Source organism: Streptomyces sp. P17 (assembly GCF_032436805.1).
Lineage (GTDB): Bacteria > Actinomycetota > Actinomycetes > Streptomycetales > Streptomycetaceae > Streptomyces.
Map to the genome: position 1 here is coordinate 1 of NZ_JAVRBF010000214.1, position 795 is coordinate 795.

Here is a 795-nt window from a genome sequence, read left to right on the forward strand (position 1 = left end):
GCTTCAAGCTGCACGTTTGGATTGCCTTCCTGACCGACAGGAATGAAATCTTCTACGGTCAAATCCTTGATGAATTCGCGATGCAGTCGCGCCATACCAGACAAGGCATTGCTATCCAGATCATGGCTGGTTCCAAAGATCGATACGAGCTTGGCAAACAGGTCACCTTGCTGTGCAGTCATGGCAAATGCAGTACGGTGCATAAGCTGCGAAGCATCAACACCACGAGCAGTAGCCATCTGCTGTTCGAGCATACGCTGCGGGATAGTCGTGACACCCTTGTTCAGACTTTCCGGCTGTGTGATGACATGCTCAATCAAAGCAGAGACTTTGTTGTCCAAGTCGGCCAGTCGATCATTTGAACCAAAGGAAACAGACTGGTAGCCGACCAGTGGATCAACAGGAATATAGCGATCCTCGGACTTGATGAGCACCTGTGTGTTGAACTGAAGGGTCGACAGAACATCATCACCAACACGTGGACCCTTCTTGTCACCCCAGAACATTGCCTTGATTGCTGCAAAGACTTCCTTGGCAATACGCAGAAGTGGATTACTGATTTTGCGGGTAGCAAGATCATCAGCCAACGTGCGGTTAGCAAGTCCCCATGCCATGAATTCGTTGACAGCCAGTGCACGATTGCCTGCCTGCAATGCCACTACAACAGTGTTGACAGCACTACGACGAGCATTCAGCAGGTTCTGGTTCATATGAGTTTCGTCATATACAAGCCATTCCTGCATCAAGCCTTCAATACGTTCAACAGCCTGTGCAGCGTATTCCGGCATAGATGCC

Annotated in this window: 1 protein-coding gene; it reads right to left on the bottom strand. The window is 49.8% G+C overall.

All coding sequences use genetic code 11. The features are described from left to right. Positions 1-795: hypothetical protein (locus RMT89_RS40440; protein ID WP_315888740.1), on the bottom strand; the 795-nt coding region annotated here is incomplete at both ends.